Here is an 18,138-nt window from a genome sequence, read left to right on the forward strand (position 1 = left end):
AAAGAAAATTTTGTTAAAAAATGCCTAAATTTAATCACGTTTGTGTCATAGATGATGACCCAATTTATACTTACCTTACTGATAGAGTGATGAAAATGGTAGATTTTTCTAATTACATTGAGTTTTTCAAAGATGGAGAAGCTGCACTAAATTCACTAAAGCCAAGATTACGTTCAGGAAGAAATATTCCTGATGTGATATTCTTAGATTTAGCTATGCCTGTTATAGATGGCTGGCAGTTTTTAGAAGAATTCATTATTCCTACTAAAAAAAAGGTAATTATTTACGTTGTAACTTCTTCTATAGATCCAAAAGACATGCAAAGAGCTGAAGGGTATAATATAATAGATAAGTATGTTGTAAAACCAATCACACCAGAATTATTGACAGGTCTTTTTGACGAAATGTAGCACAAGGATATAACACTTTATATCAAATTCTTCCACGTTCCTTTCATAAAATTATATTTGAGTGTGCTAGGTAAAGCCTTCCAAAAAAAACGGTTTATTTCTACTGCAAAAGAAGGTTGCATATAACAATTAATAGTACAACCTTCACACTCAGATAGTTTTCCTTCTTCTGAAATAAGACTTTTTATTTTATCAGAATGATATAATTCATACAAACTATCATTGATTTCAAACTCTTCTTTTCCCAAATGATAACAAGGCAAAACCAATTTATTTTCTGGCGAAATAACGAGCGTAGAACTAGCAGCTTTACAAATCGGTTTTTCAATATGATTTCCTCCTTCCAAACGTAAATCTATAAAAGCCTCATTGAGATAGACTAATTTCTTTTTAGAAAACGCTAACAAATCCTGTAAATAATTTTTATTCAAATTTCCTAATGTATCCACCGAATTATATTCAAAAACTGGATTAAGAATCAAAACCAATTTATTTTTCAAAGTGATAGTTTCATAGATTTTTTCTATTTCTCCGAAATTTCCTTCAAAGACAGTACACAAAATATCTGGTCGTTCGCCCAAACTTTTCGCTATTTCTATCGATTCCATTATTTTATCAAAACACTTTACACCACGCATTTTGTCGTGAGTTTCAGCATCGGCTGCATCTAATGAAAAGTGCAACATATCTATTTTTCCTTTTAATTTTTCGGCTAGTTTTGGATAACGAATTCCGTTTGTGGTAACTGTCGTTATAAACTTCTTTTTCTTAGCAATCTCTAAAAAAGTATCTAATTGTGGGTGTAATAGGGGTTCTCCCCCTGTAAAATCGATTACTTTTACGCCTAGTTTTTTTAAGTCGTATAGATTTTTTTCTACATTTTCTATTTTTACAAAAGGCGATGGTTTTTCCCAAATATCACAAAAACTACACGTTGCATTGCAACGATAAGTCAAGTAATAATTGCATAAAATAGGGTGGGAAATAAGGCGCATAAAGCTAATTACGAATGAAAAATTAGGTAATAAACCATACTACTAGGTATTTTTGATAAATAGGTCAGTCCCAAAGGGCAGACCGTTTAATGCTGTTGCGATAACCAACAACAGACATAACGCACAGAATGAATGCAAAAGGTTTATTTGTTGTTTTGAATGGGTATTGGTTTTGGAGGTGAGTTTTTAGATTTATAGGTGTGTTTTTTGTTGGTCATCACAATGGTAAGCTGAAGTTAAAGACCAACAAAGGCGAGAATTTATTTTGACAACTATGTTGCTTTATTTGATTTTATTTAAAAAAATGTATATTTCCATTATCCATTTTTTTTCCTTTCCAAAGAGAGTACAATCATTCATATTTAAACCTTTTGTAGGTTCATCAATATCTCTTTTTATCTGATGTATATCAATATGGTCGACAGTATATGCTATAACTTCTGTTTTTCCATCATCGTTTTCCCAGTAGATATCAACTTCGTCTCCAGATGAAAAGCTAGTAATATCGTAGGTTCTGTCTCTTTTTTTGACAAATTTAAAGAAATCAAGGTCACCTGTAGAAAAATATTTTCCATCATTACAACTAAAAATAAATCTAGGGTAGTAAGGAAGCGAATTAGCGTTCGTCATTTTTTTTAATAGTTTAGTAATGATTAATATTAAACATTCAATTTTAGCTCATTAAAAATACAAGATACCAACTTCCAATCAAATCTCAAAACATCAAACATTCATCACTCATCGTTCAAAACACTACCATCTTTCACTTCAAAAAAAGCAATTGGTCTACCAAAAGAATCTAATAATTTGCGTGTTCTTTCAGGTCTTGCATCGGTTACAAATACTTGTCCGAAGTTGGATTTTGAGAGTAGTTTTAATAGGTTTTCAATTCTGCTTTCATCTAATTTATCAAAAATATCATCTAATAATAAAATTGGTTTTATCTGCGTTTGATTATATATAATGGAAAAAGTAGCCAACTTTAGGGCAATGACAAATGATTTTTGCTGACCTTGCGAACCGTAATGTTTTAATGTTTTTTTTCTTAGTAAAAATTTATAATCGTCTCTGTGCGTTCCTTTTTCGGTGCGCTGCAAAATCAAATCCTTTAACATGTTTCCTTTAAAAATACTTTCAAAACTAGGTGTTTCTTTTTTAGTTCGTTTAGATTTTGTAGGTTCTGTTTCATCCGTTTCTTGATTGTCGTTTTCTATTTCTTCCTCTTGTTCTTTTATAACTCCTTCTTTCTCATTGCCTTCTAAGTGCGAACGATAATTTATTTTCATTTCTTCATCTGCTAAAGCTGCATAAATTTCTGAAAAAATAGGCATAAAGTCAGTCATAAATTCAGTTCTAAAACGATGAATTTCTTTAAAAACAGGCAAAAGTTGTTCATCGTAAATTTCCAAAACATCTTTCTTTAAAAACTTCTCTTGCTGGTCTGCATCTTTCAAAAGTTGATTTCGTTGTCTTAAAATCTGTTTTTGTTTTATAAGAAGTCCAATATAATTTTTATGAATCTGTGAAATAATGGTATCAAAAAAATTGCGTCTTAGTTCGCTACTTTCTCGTATCAAATCGGTATCATTGGGAGCTAACAAAACACAAGGAAAATTCCCTACATGTTCGCTTATTTTTGGATAAGGCTTGTTATTTAATTTTATAACCTTTGCTTTTCCCTTTTCTACAATACACTGAACCGTATTTTTTCTACCTTCTTTTTCAAATGTTCCTTTCAATGAAAAAAAAGTCTTTCCATGTTGTAAATGCTGAGTATCTGTATAACTAAACGCACCACGACCAATACAGAGATAATAAATTCCATCTAAAAGGTTTGTTTTTCCACTTCCATTTTTGCCAACAAGACAATTTATATTTTCTTCAAAATTAGATTTTGTATCTTCGTGATTTCGGAAATGAGTGAGGCTTAGTTGTTTTATCCACATGGAATAGTGATTAGTTATTAATGTTTAGTGATTAATGAAAGCCAATATTTATTTAATTTTTCCTTTCATTGTTTTAATACTACTTGTAATGATTTTTAAAATTTCTATTGCGTCATTATTTAGACTTTTAAATTGTTCTTCTTTTATGTAATTTGTTTCTTTTAAAAGCTCTAACCAGTAAATTGTTTCATTAATTTCTTTTTGTGAAATAGATAGTTTATGTATAAAATCTAAATTACTTTGAGCAAATTCAGCTTCTCGTATATTTGCTCCTACTGATGTTCCACTTCTTAAAATTTGTTTGGATAAAACATACTCTTTGTGTTGGTCAGCTAAATATTTGTATAAATTTACGATACGAACTGCAAAATGAAAACTTTTTTGTTTTAAAATACCCTTATTCATAACTTTAATTTTTATTACAAAAATAGTAAAACAATTAATACCAAAAGGCAATTTCTCACTAATCACTAATCACTAATCACTAATCACTAATCACTAATCACTAATCACTAATCACTAATCACTAATCACTAATCACTAATCACTAATCACTAATCACTAATAAAAATGGATTTTTTACCACCAGAACTACTACAAGATTTAGAAAACTATGCTTTGGCACATTCTCAAGATGAACTGCCAGTTTTAAAAGAATTAGACCGTCAAACACATTTGAGAGCTAACAAACCTCGTATGCTTTCTGGACACTTACAAGGAAATTTCCTTCAAATGATTTCACGATTAATGCAACCCAAACGCATTCTTGAAATTGGAACATATACAGGTTATTCAGCCATTTGTTTGGCGCAAGGACTTTCAGAAAATGGTGTTTTGCATACCATTGATAATAATGTAGAACAAGAAAGTATTACAAGAGAATTTGTAAAAAAAGCTGGTTTGGAAGGTAAAATTAAACTTCACTTGGGAAATGCTGCTGATATTATTCCGACTATTTTGACAGAAAAAGAGGAATGGGATATGGTTTTTATTGATGCAGACAAATCAAATTATGGTCTTTATTATGATTTAGTTTTTGATAAAGTCAGAAAGGGAGGAATTATAATTGCTGATAATGTGCTTTGGAGTGGAAAAGTTTTGATAGACCCCAAAGAACTCAAGAAAAACGATAAAGATACACCAGCTTTGATAGAATACAATCAAAAAAACAAAGAAGATAATCGTACTTTTAGCATGCTGTTGCCTTTGCGTGATGGACTTATGATGGCAATTAAAGAATAGATTCTTAATTGTGGTGTTTATGTCTTTTTTATAAGGTTTTGCGTATATTTCCGTTATAAAACTATAAAATTCTGAAAAGTTAAAGCAGAAGGAAAGTAAAATTATCTATAACACCTATCAAAATATATGAACTATTTTTTTTATACTAAAAGCCATTTTGTTAGTTCAAAATTGTTTCTTACAGCATTTTTAGTAATTTTTTATACACTTATTTCAGCAGTTTTTGCTCAATCAGAAGAACAAAATAATATAGGTGAAAATGAAATAAGTGTAATGGAGTTTGTTTTTGAAAAGCAAAAATCACCTACACTTGAAGATGATAATTTTCCAAAAGAAGCTCTAAAAATATTATCTAAACACGAAAAAACAACTGTTTATAAGCTAAAGTATGATGTAGAAATTGCCCTCAATTCTGAAAAAGAAGATAATTATACAATTACGTTTATTTCTAAAGAAGTAACTGGAGGAATGTATCGTAATTTTTCGATAGCTGATTATTTACTTCCCGAACAAATAAGTTTTGATGTCACTTGGGGGCATAAAGTCAAAAATGGAAAAATAGATGATAAAACAATAAAAAAGGAGTTTTCTAAAGTAGAATTCGATATTAATCACAAAGTAAGTGTTGATGTTGCTTTTCCTACAACAGAAGAATTTACTCCAATTTTAATAGAAAGTATAATTTTTCATTATGGAGAATTGCAGCAAAGAGGACTTCGTTCTCGTGTGAAACTGATAGATGAATATTATAACGAATCACAGAAAATAGAAGGTTTTTTAAAAGATTTGACGACTATTCAGAAAGAAAGAGAAAACAATCAAGGAATTGAATCAAACTCAAAAAAAGAACTAGAAGCAAAAGAAAAGTTAGTTCCTATCGAAAATGCGATTGTTAAACTAGATGCTTATGCAAGCGAACTTATTACTGAAGAAGAAGACCCTGTAAAACTTCGTCAGCAACTGAGTAACCTCAAGACTTCTTACACACAAACTCGCTCTCTGCTTTTTGCTACAACAGCTCAATCTGAAAAAGCCTGTCAAGATGATTATGAACAAGCAAAGCAGTATTTGGAAAATGGAAAAGCAAATTCGGCACAACTAACCTTTACTGCTGTTTTGGCAAAATGTCCTACTCATGTTCCTTCTTTAATTCGTAGAGCGCAATTATTTTATCAAGAAGGAAATTTTGACAATGCTCGTCAAGACCTTTCACATCTTCCAAAAGGGAATGAACTCACCTTGGCATTAGAAACTGAAAGCGATTTGCAAACAGCTATAGAAAGTGTTTATTTTGATTTATTTGCATTTTTTATACGAAAAGGAGATTATGCTTCCAAAAATCTAGAATTTGATGAAGCCTTTAGTTTTTTCTCTCAAGCAGAAGAAATTTGTAAGCAAAATCCATTTTTACCAAATTGTACAGACCAGCTCGCTCCACGATTAGACAACGCAAAAAAAGACCAATTAGAATATTTAGATGCACAGATTAGAAATGCTTTGTACGAAAATAATTTGTCAGAAGCTGTTAGTTTTGTTGTCAAATCAAAAAGCATAATAGGAAAACAAGAGCCACAAGGTGAATTAAAAAAACATACAGAGCTGCTCACACAAAAATTAGAAAAGAGAACAAATGATGCCATAACTATCCAAAATTGGGAAGAAGCCTTAGAAGCTCTTGAACTGAATGTAGGATTGAAAACAGGACTTACTTATGCCGATTCTAGTTTGTTTTGGAAGGAAGTAGGACAAAAAATTCAGACACAAGAAGAAAAAGATGTGTTGATTTATGCTACAGCTCGCTATTCTCAACTCAATTTATCACTCACTAACTTACTCTTAAAACGTCTTACCCAAACTGATATTTCCAAAAATGAATGGCAACAGCTTGGTCAGGACATTGGAAAAAAAGACTATTATCTTCAACCAACTGCAAACCCAGAAGAAATCATTACAAGATATGTTTTGTTAGACCCAGCACTCAATAAAAATTTTCAAAAGGGATACTTTCAAGTTTGGAAGGAATTGGCGAAAGAGTAATTTTATGTTGTTGGTGTCGCTACGCTAAAACACCAACCTTTAGGTTTGCACTAGATAAATAGAATGAAATACTTATCTTGTATTTAAGTATTCATCAAGTAGGTAGAGAACCTGTAACACCAACAAGAACATAGATTCTATCCGTTGAATTAGCCTCTACCTACATTTATTCAATCGCATACTTATATAGAATTCGGAGAACTTTTATTACTCTAAATAATAAAAATTACCTCATTAGATAAGGTTTTAAGTTTGATTGACTAATTGATGAACTACTCTATTAAATAATCACTTAAAATTAACTTTTTATGCAAACTTATCAAACTTTTTTAGGAATCGATGTAAGTCGCAATCATTTAGATTGTACTTTATTGAAAGATGGTGTTATAGTAAGCCAAAAGCAAATTAAAAATAACTTAGCTTCAATAGAGAGTTACTTAGCAAAATTAGAAACTCAAATAGATATTTCTTTTTTATTAGTTTGTTTAGAGCCTACAGGCGTATATATAAATTTTTTATTGACTGCACTACTAGACAAAAAAATGAATGTTTGGGTAGAGAATGCCCTTCAAATAAAACAATCTATGGGCTTTACTAGAGAAAAAAATGACAAAGAAGATGCCTATAGAATAGCTTTGTATGCTTTTCGTTTTCAAGACCGTTGCAAACTGTATACCCCTGTAAGTCAGTCTATTAAGACCTTAAAAACATTGCAATTAGTTCGTAAAAATTTAATCAAATGCAAAAAACAACTGGAAACATTTTGGAAAGAATCTCAAAAATTTGAAACAGAACAACAAAATGAATACTTAACAGAACATCTACAAAAGCCAGTAGAGCAGATAAAAGAACAAATTATAGCAGTAGAAAAAAGCATGAAAAATGTAATTAGAAATGATGAGAAATTAAAAGAACTCTATCGACTCACTACTTCTGTTGTTGGAGTAGGAGATGTAACAGCTATAAAATTACTTGTTGTTACACAAGGTTTTACAAAGTTTAAATCTGCTAAACAACTAGCTTGTTATGCTGGTGTTGTTCCCTTTGAAAAATCATCAGGTAACCACAAAGGAAAGCCAAGGGTATCAAAAATAGCTGATAAATCACTTAAAACATTGTTACATATGTGTGCTTTAGCTGCTATAAAAGTAAAAGGGGGAGAATTAAGTGAATTTTATGAACGTAAAATAAAAGAAGGCAAAAATAAAATGAGTGTTTTGAATGCTTTACGAAATAAAATACTTCAACGTGTAGTAGCTTGTGTACAAAATAACAAAATCTATGAAAGACAAGGAGTAGGATTTCAAAATGCAGCATAAATTTATCCTAAATTTCTAAAGATTAGGCTTGACTTTGTCATAGAATTCAACGGCTACTAAACTGTTTTATTATTCAGCAACTTGATTTAGATTGCCTTTATTATTTTCTAGTATTAAAGGCATTCCTTCCTTTATACCATAAGGAGAAGCTAAATACATTTCTAAATTAGTTCCTCTATTGAAAAAATTATCAGTTATTTTTACTTTTCCATCAAAATAAACATCAAAAAAATCACAGTATCCATTAAACACACAATTATCAATCTTGAATTCATTTGGGGCAATATTATGTCCTCCACAATCAAATGTAGAGTGTTTGGAAATTATGGTGTTTTTCATATTAAATCCTCCACAAAAATAAGTTGCATGACAGTATAGCTCGTCTATTCTACAGTTTATAAAAGTTATAGATTTTTCTAAACATATACAGACAGCATTAAATAATTTTATTTCACAATTTTCAAATACTAATTCTGTATTAAAATCAAAAAAAATATTATCAATAGAGTCTAACAAGCTCAAATCAATATTTCCTAACTTTTGATCTTTAAACTCTAACTTTTTATATTTTGTCCACTCCTTAATTTCTATCATGATTTATAATTTTTAAATGCTAAAGCTTACTCAATTTTTCCACAGCTTTTTCCAATGTTTCATTATTCTTAGCAAAACAAAGACGTAGAATTTTAGCTGAATTATTGTTTTCATTTTGATAGAAAGGAGAAATTGGAATACTTGCAACGCCTATATTTTTAGTTAGCCAAATTGCAAAATCAGTATCTTTTTGGTCAGAAATTTTAGAATAATCAACGAGTTGAAAATAAGTTCCTTGTGTGGGTGTGAAACCAAAATTAGTTTGAGCTAAAAGTTTACATAAATAATCTCTTTTTTCTTGGTAGAAATCAGCTAAATGAATATAATTTTCTTCATTTTTCAAAAATTCAGCTAATGCCACTTGAATCGGTGTAACAGTGCTAAAAGTAATATATTGATGAATTTTGCGAAGCTCGGCAGTTAGTTTTTGTGGTGCAATTACATAGCCCACTTTCCAACCTGTTGCATGAAAAGTTTTGCCAAACGAAAAGACAGCAAACGAACGCTCTTTCAAATTTGGATAAGAAAGAACACTTTGATGTTTCTGATTATCAAAAATAAGATGTTCATAAACCTCATCACTAATTACTAAAATCCGACTTCCTTCTAAAAGTGAATCTAAAGTTTCTAAATCTTCTGTTGTCCACGTTGTTCCTGTTGGATTGTGTGGCGTATTGAAAATAATCAAACGAGTTTTTGGCGAAATAAGGCGTTTGAGTTGTTCAAAATCAGGTCTAAAACTAGGTGCAGATAAAGAAATATGCCTTACAATTCCTCCTTGAAGCTCAATAGCTGGGACATATAAATCATAAGCAGGTTCAAAAATAATCACTTCATCATTTTCTCTTACTGTGGCAGCAATGGCAGCAAAAATCCCTTCTGATGCACCCGAAACAACTGTAATTTCTGTATCAGGATTAGAAGAAATACCATACATTTTCTCTATTTTTTGAGCAATTTGTTCACGTAGAGGCATAAAACCAGCCATTGGAGCATACTGATTGAAATTATTATTCATAGCTTTTGTGACTTCCTTGACTAAGTTTTCATTGACTCTAAAATCTGGAAAACCTTGTGAAAGATTAATTGCATTATGCTTTTGAGCAAGCGCAGACATAACTGTAAAAATAGTTGTGCCTACCTTTGGAAGTTTGGTTGTAATCAATTAGTAATAAGTATTTTTAAGTGGTTTAAAATAAGAATATTGTAAGGAAAAATAGTAATGAATCTTGTTGAACACAAATTAAACAAGCCATATTCAAGGGCAAATATACTGTAAAAAATAAAACTGTCAAGACATTTTTGACATATTAGGTGATTTGATTGTACATAAACAATTATTTGATAAAATAACTAGTGCCAATCATGAAAGCAGAATCTACATTGTTTTGCTGTATCAGTTCTAGCAACTTCATTACATTTTGGACAACGATTTAAGTCTGAGTTATGATTTTTTACTATTCTTTCTACCATTTCTTTGTAAAACTGTTCTTTGGTTTTAGTTTCAAAAATAGCATCAATAGCTTCTTCTATTTTTGGAGTAAGTCCATGTTCTTCTTTTATAAATTGTGTTTTGGGATGATTTTGAGTGTATCCATCTTTGAATAAAAAATAATCACAAGTTAATCGCTCTTCATCTGTCATAAAATTCCTACAATACCTAAGAACATATTTAGTTAGATATTTATTTTGGTCGTGCATTTTTATTGAAGTTTGTATTTTTGGTAAAGTTGTATAACAGACTTCCTAGTCTGTTTTTAAAAATGTGTATTTCCAACAGACTAGGAAGTCTGTTATACATTATGAAAAATTACTTCTCATTCTAAAGAGTGAGCTACATTTTGAGTAATGTTTCCCAAATCAAATCCGAAACTCTTTTCATACTTTCTTCATTCAAATGTTCACTCAAATCACTTGGTTTGTGATAATGTTGAAAAATAGGAGCTTGATTTATAATTTCCATTAGCGTCATAATACTTGCGCCAGTATCTTGTGCTTCATAATACTGACAAGAAATTTCCATATCTTTTTGAGAAATACACGTAATGGTAAAAGCATCTTGAAGTTTTGCATGTCTAAAACTCACATGGTCAGCCGTATTGGTAACAATTTTATCAAAACGTTTTGTAAAAACTCCTTCTATTTTGCCGTTTTTTCTAATGTTTCCAAAACTTTTCCTACTTGCTTATTATCATCTACATCATCCAAATTCCAAAGTGCAAGTTTATCTCCCTGTCCAAGCATTTCAAGGTTTATAAGTCCGATGATTTTGCCTTTTCGTATTTCTTGCCGTCCAAATTCCATTATGTATGCTCTTGAACCCAAAAGTTGTCTTTCCTCTTCATCAAAAATAAAAACTCGTATATCAAAAGCTAGATTTTCTAAAAAAGAAGAGTTTTGTTTTAGCTCGTTTTTTATTCTCATCAAAATATCCAAACAAACGGCTATTGAAGTTGCATTATCATTTGCACCACCCGAATTAGGAACGACATCAAAATGCGAACTTATTCCGATATAAGGTTTGTCTGAATTATCATCTTCATTTGTTTTGATAATTATATTTTTTCCTGTCTTGTAGTGATGAATTTGATACTTGATTTCATTTTCTTCTAAAAAATTGATGATCAAATCATAACGCTGCTCATCAGTTTTGTTTTCTAGGTTTTGGACGGTTTGTAGTAGATTCATTTTTTGTTTTTTCAATACAGTATGCTTCTTTTGCAATATACTCTTATATAAATCATTTTTATATAAATTAGAGCTCCAATAAATTAATTTAGTTATGAAAAATTTAGTATTCATTTTCTTTCTGTTATTTGTTTATTCTTTGAGTTTTGCTCAAACGAAAAATTCACTTTATATAAACGTTAAAGATTGTAGAACAAAAAAACAGAGTTATGTTTCCCCCAATTTTAGTTTGTATAAAGATAATGTATTGATTAGAAAAGTAAATCTAAAGAATCAAAATAGCCGAATTTTTACAGATTTAGAGTATGGAGAGTACAAATTAGAATACTATACACTATTTGGTTCTGAGACTCTAACCATAAATATTTCTAAAAATAATAATAATCAAGTAATTGATTTGTGTATAGATTATTTGGATTATGCAGCTCAAAATCACAAACCAATTATAGACAAACTAAAAAATGAAGAATCTTATTCTATTTTAGTAGAATCTAGTGGTTGTTTTTATAATAATGAAGAGAAAATTATTATTACCAAAAAAGGTAATGCCTACTACCTTAAATATAAAAAAAGAAAGAAGAAGCTAAAAGAGAAAGAACTTATTGCGATCAGGCATTTTGAAATTGAGATGATAATAATCTCTCAAATCTATTTTTGTACAACAGTCGACACATATATACTTACATATAATAATGAAGAAACTGTATTTATAGATAGAGGATGTGAATGGAAAGGTTTTTATTATTTAAAACAAGAGCTAAATTTAGAATAATCTTAAAACCTGCCAAAAATCATCTTTTCTATTGAAGCCTGTTCTATTTCTAGGCGTTTGAGTGCCGTAAATTTGTAGTATAGAAAATCAAAAAAGAGTATTCAAAATTAATTTACTCTTATGATTTTCAATTATTCAATTCAAAATTACACTTAAAATTATATACAAGATGAAAAATACAATCGTTTCTTTATTCGCAAAATCTTCTAAACAAGTAACTAAAAAAATAAGCAAAATTGTTAGTGTCTTTTTCTTTATGCTAACAATGCTATTTTCTAATTCTACTTTCGCCCAATCTGCAAGTGGTAAGGCAACTATTACATTAGAGGAAATCGGACTTCTTTCACTTGGTGCAATAACTGTTTTTATAGGTGTATTGCTTGTTATGGCTGCTTTCACGATTTATAGCAATAGCCGTACAATGTTCAACAAAAAATAAAAACTAACACACACTCACTAACTTTTATCAAAACACCTTTCAGAATAAAAGGAAGGTGTTTTTTTATGTTTTTTATTCTTCCTTAGTAATACTGGCGCAAGGTTTTACCTTGTGTCTATCATTTCAGCAACCATGGGCTTACAAAAATACAAGCACAGGATAGAATCTTGCGCTAGAGTATAAAAAATCAAAACCTGTCAAAAGTCATATTTACTACTGAACACTCTCCTATTTCTAGGTACTTAGGTAGTCTAAATTTGTAGTATAGAAAATCAGAAAGAAAGCATTTATCAGTTTCTATTCTCAAAAAATAAAAAATATGCAGGTTTTAATTGTTCTAGTTGTATGTAGTTTAATTGTCGCTCTTAGTTTTTTGGCTGCCTTTTTTTGGTCGGTCAAAGACAATCAATATGACGATACTTATACACCAAGTATGCGAATTTTATTTGATGACAATGAAATTGCTCAAAAGGCAGATTCAAAAGAAATTCAAAAATAGAATCTTTAACAAAAATATATCAATTGTACAGGTTTTAACCCTGTCTGATAGATAAAAATAGAAATTCAATCAGGAACAAAATCTAAAATTCTATACATCAATTCATATAAATAATCTATGGAAAATCAAACCTCCAATCCAATTACACCCGAAAGCCCTCCTCAAAAAAAAGGAAAATGGGAAGGCTTACAACTAGAGCATTTTTCTTATGATAATACTATCGTAAGAAATTTCGCTTATGCAACCACTTTTTGGGGACTTGTCGGAATGCTGGTCGGCTTACTGGCAGCACTTCAAATGTCGCATCCAATGTTCAATTTTACTGAATATTTTACCTTTGGGCGTGTTCGTTCTGTTCATACTAATGCTGTTATTTTTGCTTTTGTAGGAAATGGAATTTTTACAGGAGTGTATTACTCGCTTCAACGACTTTGTAAAGCTCGTATGTTTAGTGATTTTTTGAGTAAACTTCACTTTTGGGCGTGGCAACTTATTATCGTTTTTGCTGCTCTTAGTTTGTTTATGGGATATACAACCACTAAAGAATATGCAGAATTAGAATGGCCTTTAGATATTGCGATTGCAGTAGTTTGGGTTATTTTTGGTATTAATATGATGGGAACAATCATCAAGCGTAGAGAACAACATTTGTACGTAGCGATTTGGTTTTACATTGCTACTTTCGTTACCGTTGCTGTTTTACACATTGTAAATTCAATGGCTCTTCCTGTTTCATTTACTAAAAGTTATTCATTGTATGCAGGCGTACAGGATGCGCTTGTTCAGTGGTGGTATGGTCATAATGCTGTTGCATTTTTCTTGACAACTCCGTATTTAGGCTTGATGTATTATTTTGTTCCAAAGGCTGCTAATCGTCCTGTTTATTCGTATCGTCTTTCAATTATTCACTATTGGGCATTGATTTTTATTTATATCTGGGCGGGTCCTCACCACTTGCTTTATACAGCTTTACCAGATTGGGCGCAATGGTTAGGAACTGTTTTTTCATTGATGCTGATTGCTCCATCTTGGGGTGGAATGCTCAACGGACTTCTTACTTTGCGTGGTGCTTGGGATAAAGTTCGTGAAAATCCTGTATTGAAGTTTATGGTTGTTGCCTTGACATCTTACGGTATGGCTACATTTGAAGGTCCAATGCTTTCTTTCAAAAATGTAAATGCAATTAGTCATTATACAGACTGGACAATCGCTCACGTACACGTAGGTGCATTAGGTTGGAATGGATTCTTGACTTTTGGAATGCTGTATTGGCTTATGCCTCGTCTTTTCAGTACAAAGTTATTCTCTACCAAATTGGCAAATGTTCATTTTTGGATAGGTACTTTAGGAATTTTATTCTATGTAATTCCGATTTACTGGGCAGGCTGGACACAAAGTTTAATGTGGAAAGAATTTACTCCTGCTGGCTTCTTGAAATATGAGTTTTTAGAAACAGTTACACAGATTTTGCCAATGTATTATATGCGTGCATTTGGTGGTACTTTATATATTATTGGTGCATTGATTATGGTTTATAATATCTTCAAAACTATCCAACAAGGAAGATTTGTACCAGAAGAAAAAGCATCTGCACCAGCTATCAAAGTTCAGGAAAAAGAAAAAGGTGGACACTGGCACTCTTGGATTGAAAAACGTCCATTACAACTTTTATTTTGGAGTACAATCGCTATTCTTATTGGTGGAGTTATCGAATTTGTGCCTACATTCTTGATTCGTTCAAATGTTCCTACCATTGCAGCCGTCAAACCTTATACACCTTTAGAGCTTGAAGGACGTGATTTGTATATCCGTGAGAACTGTGCCGTTTGTCACTCTCAAATGATACGACCTTTTAGAGATGAAACCGAACGCTACGGAGATTATTCTAAAGCAGGAGAGTTTGTCTATGACCGTCCGTTCTTATGGGGTTCGAAACGAACAGGACCAGATTTGCAGCGTGAAGGTGGAAAAATGCCTGATTCGTGGCATTTCAATCACATGTACGACCCACAATCTACTTCACCAGGTTCGATTATGCCTCCTTATTATTGGCTGATCGAAAATCAATTAAATACTTCTTTGACAGAACGAAAAATTGAAGCGATGCAAAGTTTGGGTGTTCCTTATCCAAAAGGATTTGAGAAACAAGTACATGAAGATATGGCAACACAAGCTAAAGGCATTCAAGAGAATTTAGCCAAAGATAATATTGAAGTCAAAGCAGACCGAGAAATTATTGCACTCATTGCCTATCTACAACGATTAGGTACAGATGTGAAAAAGGTCGACCCTCAATATTTGCCTAAAAAATAATTTAAAAACCCTCGTTGACGGCTGCATTTTGAGCCTCAACGACGGTTAATTTCATCTATTTTAAATAACTGTCAACGAGCTTAAAAGCGTCGTTGAGGATAAAAAAAACTATGTATAAAGACGTAGCTAGAGCCATCGAAGGCATTGATATTTATCCAATGATAGGAGTAATTATTTTCTTTTCTGTCTTTGTGATAATGATTGTCAATGTGTATTCAGCCAAAAAATCAAATGTAGCACATTGGGAAAAATTGCCCTTAGAAGATGCTACTGAAAATACTTATTCTAATTCATTTACTCAAAATACAATCAAAAATGAAACAGAAATTATATAATATTTTAAATCTAAGAGAAAAGAAAAAAGCAGTTCTTCTACTGATTTTTACTCTTTTTCTCTCTCAAAGTAGTTTTGCTTTATCTATTGCAGAACCTACAAAATTATCTACTGATTTTACTCCTTTAGAATTAGGTGTTTTGATACTTGTAGCACTTACTTTTTTTGTAGTGATTTTGGTACTTATTGCCAGTCTTTCTATTTATAATCATAGTATTTCTGTTTTGAAACAAGATAGAATTGCTAGAGGAGAAGAAGAAAGTATTCCAGAAAATAGTTCTTTCCAAGAGTGGTTTTGGAAGAAGTTTAATGCTGCCAAACCTGAAAGAGCTGTTTTGATGCACCACGATTACGATGGTATCGAAGAATTAGATAATGACCTTCCACCTTGGTGGAAATATGGTTTTTATCTATGTATCATAGCAGGAATTATTTATTTGTATGTATATGCCAACGGAATTGCTCCCGATTCGACACAAGAATATCAAGTAGCTGTAGCAGAAGGAAATATTCTGAAAGCACAATATTTAGCCGACATGGCAAATTCTATTAATGAAGAAAATGTAACTCTAGCCGATGTAGCAGGAGTAACAAAAGGAAAAACCCTTTTTGCAAAGAAATGTAAAACCTGTCATGGCGCAAATGCAGAAGGACTTTCAGGACCTAACTTAACAGATGAATATTGGCTTCATGGAGGCGATATAAAATCAGTTTTCAAAACTGTAAAATATGGAGTTCCTGCAAAAGGAATGATTTCTTGGAAAGACCAATTATCTCCTCAAGAAATGCAAGAAGTGGCTAGTTTTATTTTGTCTTTGAAAGGAACGAATCCTCCAAATGCAAAAGACCCACAAGGAGAAAAATATGAGCCGATAAAAGAATAAGCCTAAGAGAAATAAAGGAATTTTAGATTCGCTGCTTTTGTTTCACTTCAGGTGTTCCGTAGGAACTATATATTGGTAAAACTTATATAACTCCTACGGAGTAAATCATTTCGTTTTGCTTTTTACTACCAATATTCAACTCCTACGGAGTAAAATTCAAATATAACTGTTGTTATTATAATTATAACACAAAAAAAGCTATGAAACCAGAAAAACCAACCAAAAAGAAGAGGTATAAAGTTAGCGATTACGATAAAGACGAATTTAGGGATAGTATTTCTACCATAGATTCTTCTGGTAAGCGTGCTTGGATTTACCCAAAATCTCCAAGTGGGAGGTATCATTTTTATCGAAAAATTGTCGCTGCTTTTTTATTAGTATTTTTATTTGGTGCGCCTTTTATCAAAATAAATGGAAATCCATTATTACTTTTTGATGTGCTTTCAAGACGTTTTGTGATTTTGGGACAGCTTTTTACACCCCAAGACTTTCACTTGTTCGTTTTGGGAATGTTATTGTTTGTTGTTTTTGTAGTGATTTTTACAGTAGTTTTTGGTAGAGTTTTTTGTGGTTGGGTGTGTCCTCAAACAATTTTTATGGAAATGGTTTTTCGTAAAATTGAATATTTCATTGAAGGAGATGCAGCAGCACAAAAGAAACTCAACAAACAAGAATGGGACACCGAAAAAATTGGAAAAAAGACTGCCAAACATCTGATTTTCTTAGGAATTTCATTTTTGATAAGTCATACTTTTTTGGCGTATATCGTTGGTGTAGATAGGCTTTGGGTTTTGTTTGAAGATACACCTACTACTCACATGTCTTTATTTATTGCTTTGATTGTCTTTACATTTTTGTTTTATGGTGTTTTTGCTTTTTTGAGAGAACAGGTTTGTACTACAATTTGTCCGTATGGTCGTTTGCAAGGTGTTTTATTAGATAATGATTCGATTGTTGTGGCGTATGATGATGTGCGTGGCGAACCAAGAGGAAAAGGAAAGCGAGAAAGTGACCCAATAGAACGAGCAGCAGACCCAAGGGGAGATTGTGTAGATTGTCATTTGTGCGTAGATGTATGTCCGACAGGAATTGACATCCGAAATGGAACACAGCTAGAATGTATAAATTGTACGGCGTGCATTGATGCGTGTGATTCGATTATGACAAAATTTGATTTGCCTACTGGGCTTGTTCGTTATGCTTCAAGAAATGAAATTGAGAAAAAACAAAAATTTAAGTTTACAACTCGCATGACAGCTTATTCGGTTGTCTTGATGTTGCTAATGATTGCAATGGTCGGACTTTTGGCAGTTCGAACACAAGTAGAAACGATTGTTTTGAGAGCGCAAGGAACAACGTATCAAACCACTGAAAAAGGAGATATTCGAAATATGTTTACGCTTCTTTTAATCAATAAAACAAGTGATACACTAAATATTAATGTAAAATTAGAAGAGGAAAACGGAACTATCCAAATGATTGGAACAGACAAATATATTTTGCTTCCAGAACAAACTGTCAAAGAAGTAATCTTGATAGATTTTCCAAAAGATAAATTACCTCCAAAGCGTTCAGATATTCATTTACAAATATTTTCTAATGGAGAACAAATAGAAACTGTAAATACTAAATTCTTATCGCCTTTTGTTGCTAATTAAAACCTAAA

20 protein-coding genes are annotated in these 18,138 nt (G+C 31.4%); 11 read left to right on the forward strand and 9 right to left on the reverse strand.

The window, feature by feature from the left end; all coding sequences use genetic code 11:
• Positions 1-20 precede the first annotated feature (20 nt).
• Positions 21-410, forward strand: coding sequence for a response regulator (locus V9L05_RS21825; protein WP_338815678.1), 390 nt, complete (start codon positions 21-23; stop codon positions 408-410).
• A 17-nt stretch (positions 411-427) separates the two neighbouring features.
• Here V9L05_RS21825 and V9L05_RS21830 read toward each other — a convergent pair whose 3' ends face one another.
• The 4 genes from V9L05_RS21830 to V9L05_RS21845 all read right to left on the reverse strand — a co-directional run bounded on the left by V9L05_RS21830 (position 428) and on the right by V9L05_RS21845 (position 3,756).
• Complete coding sequence (locus V9L05_RS21830; protein ID WP_338815679.1) at positions 428-1,405, reverse strand: radical SAM protein; 978 nt, start codon at positions 1,403-1,405, stop codon at positions 428-430.
• 282 nt (positions 1,406-1,687) lie between these two features.
• Positions 1,688-2,035 carry a hypothetical protein gene (locus tag V9L05_RS21835; RefSeq protein WP_338815680.1) on the reverse strand — a complete coding sequence of 116 codons (348 nt, stop codon included), beginning with the start codon at positions 2,033-2,035 and terminating at the stop codon, positions 1,688-1,690.
• A 104-nt stretch (positions 2,036-2,139) separates the two neighbouring features.
• Positions 2,140-3,351: a DNA replication and repair protein RecF gene (gene recF / locus V9L05_RS21840; protein WP_338815681.1), complete on the reverse strand. Its 1,212-nt coding sequence runs from the start codon at positions 3,349-3,351 to the stop codon at positions 2,140-2,142.
• Between the two features lie 48 nt (positions 3,352-3,399).
• Positions 3,400-3,756: a four helix bundle protein gene (locus V9L05_RS21845; protein WP_338790786.1), complete on the reverse strand. Its 357-nt coding sequence runs from the start codon at positions 3,754-3,756 to the stop codon at positions 3,400-3,402.
• A gap of 165 nt (positions 3,757-3,921) precedes the next feature.
• On the opposite strand from V9L05_RS21845, the gene V9L05_RS21850 reads away from it, so the two are divergent.
• The 3 genes from V9L05_RS21850 to V9L05_RS21860 all read left to right on the forward strand — a co-directional run bounded on the left by V9L05_RS21850 (position 3,922) and on the right by V9L05_RS21860 (position 7,949).
• Positions 3,922-4,593: an O-methyltransferase gene (locus V9L05_RS21850; RefSeq protein ID WP_338815682.1), complete on the forward strand. Its 672-nt coding sequence runs from the start codon at positions 3,922-3,924 to the stop codon at positions 4,591-4,593.
• Between the two features lie 126 nt (positions 4,594-4,719).
• Positions 4,720-6,630 (forward strand): hypothetical protein, encoded by a 1,911-nt coding sequence (locus V9L05_RS21855; protein WP_338815683.1) that lies wholly within the window; start codon positions 4,720-4,722, stop codon positions 6,628-6,630.
• Positions 6,631-6,938: 308 nt separating this feature from the next.
• The gene (locus tag V9L05_RS21860) at positions 6,939-7,949 is read left to right on the forward strand and encodes an IS110 family transposase (RefSeq protein ID WP_338789949.1); all 1,011 of its coding nucleotides are present in this window, start codon (positions 6,939-6,941) and stop codon (positions 7,947-7,949) included.
• Positions 7,950-8,018: 69 nt separating this feature from the next.
• On the opposite strand, the gene V9L05_RS21865 is transcribed toward V9L05_RS21860, so the two are convergent.
• From V9L05_RS21865 to V9L05_RS21885, 5 genes are all read right to left on the reverse strand, one after another.
• Positions 8,019-8,543 (reverse strand): hypothetical protein, encoded by a 525-nt coding sequence (locus V9L05_RS21865; RefSeq protein ID WP_338815684.1) that lies wholly within the window; start codon positions 8,541-8,543, stop codon positions 8,019-8,021.
• A 19-nt stretch (positions 8,544-8,562) separates the two neighbouring features.
• The gene (locus V9L05_RS21870; protein WP_338815685.1) at positions 8,563-9,708 is read right to left on the reverse strand and encodes a methionine aminotransferase; all 1,146 of its coding nucleotides are present in this window, start codon (positions 9,706-9,708) and stop codon (positions 8,563-8,565) included.
• A gap of 188 nt (positions 9,709-9,896) precedes the next feature.
• Positions 9,897-10,244 carry a hypothetical protein gene (locus tag V9L05_RS21875; RefSeq protein ID WP_338815686.1) on the reverse strand — a complete coding sequence of 116 codons (348 nt, stop codon included), beginning with the start codon at positions 10,242-10,244 and terminating at the stop codon, positions 9,897-9,899.
• Positions 10,245-10,377: 133 nt separating this feature from the next.
• On the reverse strand, positions 10,378-10,629 hold the full coding sequence (locus V9L05_RS21880) for a hypothetical protein (RefSeq protein WP_338815687.1): 252 nt from the start codon (positions 10,627-10,629) through the stop codon (positions 10,378-10,380).
• A gap of 53 nt (positions 10,630-10,682) precedes the next feature.
• Positions 10,683-11,231, reverse strand: coding sequence for a M28 family peptidase (locus V9L05_RS21885; RefSeq protein ID WP_338815688.1), 549 nt, complete (start codon positions 11,229-11,231; stop codon positions 10,683-10,685).
• A 94-nt stretch (positions 11,232-11,325) separates the two neighbouring features.
• On the opposite strand from V9L05_RS21885, the gene V9L05_RS21890 reads away from it, so the two are divergent.
• The 7 genes from V9L05_RS21890 to ccoG all read left to right on the forward strand — a co-directional run bounded on the left by V9L05_RS21890 (position 11,326) and on the right by ccoG (position 18,130).
• The gene (locus tag V9L05_RS21890) at positions 11,326-12,003 is read left to right on the forward strand and encodes a hypothetical protein (RefSeq protein WP_338815689.1); all 678 of its coding nucleotides are present in this window, start codon (positions 11,326-11,328) and stop codon (positions 12,001-12,003) included.
• Between the two features lie 169 nt (positions 12,004-12,172).
• A complete protein-coding gene (locus V9L05_RS21895) occupies positions 12,173-12,442 on the forward strand; it encodes a hypothetical protein (protein ID WP_338815690.1) in 270 nt (89 codons plus the stop codon).
• A gap of 319 nt (positions 12,443-12,761) precedes the next feature.
• Positions 12,762-12,941 (forward strand): cbb3-type cytochrome oxidase assembly protein CcoS, encoded by a 180-nt coding sequence (gene ccoS / locus V9L05_RS21900; protein ID WP_338815691.1) that lies wholly within the window; start codon positions 12,762-12,764, stop codon positions 12,939-12,941.
• Positions 12,942-13,058: 117 nt separating this feature from the next.
• Positions 13,059-15,254: a cytochrome-c oxidase, cbb3-type subunit I gene (gene ccoN / locus V9L05_RS21905; RefSeq protein WP_338815692.1), complete on the forward strand. Its 2,196-nt coding sequence runs from the start codon at positions 13,059-13,061 to the stop codon at positions 15,252-15,254.
• 110 nt (positions 15,255-15,364) lie between these two features.
• Entirely contained in the window at positions 15,365-15,589 is a 225-nt protein-coding gene (locus V9L05_RS21910; protein ID WP_338790798.1) for a cbb3-type cytochrome c oxidase subunit 3, read from the forward strand.
• The gene (locus V9L05_RS21915; protein ID WP_338815693.1) at positions 15,570-16,472 is read left to right on the forward strand and encodes a cbb3-type cytochrome c oxidase N-terminal domain-containing protein; all 903 of its coding nucleotides are present in this window, start codon (positions 15,570-15,572) and stop codon (positions 16,470-16,472) included. The genes V9L05_RS21910 and V9L05_RS21915 overlap by 20 nt, the downstream gene beginning before the upstream one ends.
• 200 nt (positions 16,473-16,672) lie before the next feature.
• A complete protein-coding gene (gene ccoG, locus V9L05_RS21920) occupies positions 16,673-18,130 on the forward strand; it encodes a cytochrome c oxidase accessory protein CcoG (RefSeq protein WP_338815694.1) in 1,458 nt (485 codons plus the stop codon).
• Positions 18,131-18,138 lie beyond the last annotated feature (8 nt).

It is taken from the genome of Bernardetia sp. Wsw4-3y2 (assembly GCF_037126295.1).
Lineage (GTDB): Bacteria > Bacteroidota > Bacteroidia > Cytophagales > Bernardetiaceae > Bernardetia.